Source organism: Acidovorax cavernicola (assembly GCF_003581445.1).
On record NZ_QXMN01000338.1, the window covers coordinates 1 to 591 of the forward strand.

1 protein-coding gene is annotated in these 591 nt (G+C 65.0%); it reads left to right on the plus strand.

The genetic code is table 11. The features are described from left to right. A partial coding sequence (locus D3H34_RS33525; protein ID WP_147400638.1) for a 3-keto-5-aminohexanoate cleavage protein occupies window positions 1-591 on the plus strand: 591 nt, incomplete at both ends.

The following is a 591-nucleotide window of genomic DNA, read 5'->3' on the forward strand; positions in this document are numbered from 1 at the left end:
GCAAGCGCCTGTCCATGTTCAACGAACTGATCGCCGGCGTGCGCGCGCGCGTGCCGGAAATGGTCATCCAGGTCGGCGGCTCGATCAGCTTCGCGCCCGAAGACGACGGCTCGGCCGCGAAGTGGCTGTCGGACGACACGCGCCACATGCTGGCCGAACTCAGCCCCAAGCCCGACCAGGTGACGGTGACCGTCAACACCACACAGATGAACGTGACCGAGCACGCGGGCGAAGACGACTTCCGCGGCGTGTCGCGCGGCTTCCCCCACCTCTACAACACCTACAAGGACATGATCGTCCCCTCGAACCCCAGCTGGGCCGAGGAGCATGTGCGCCGCCTGTCCGCCGCCGGCATCCAGAGCGCGTTCCAGTGCTACAACATCAACAGCTTCGAGACCATCGAACGCATGATCCGCCGCGGCGTCTACAAGGGCCCGCTGGTGATGAACTGGGTGGCCATCAGCGGCGGCATGGACCAGGCCAACATCTACAACCTGGCCAACTTCCTGCGCGCCGCGCCCGACAACGCGGTGATCACCGTGGAAAGCTCGGTGCTCAACGTGCTGCCCATCAACATGATAGGCATGGCCC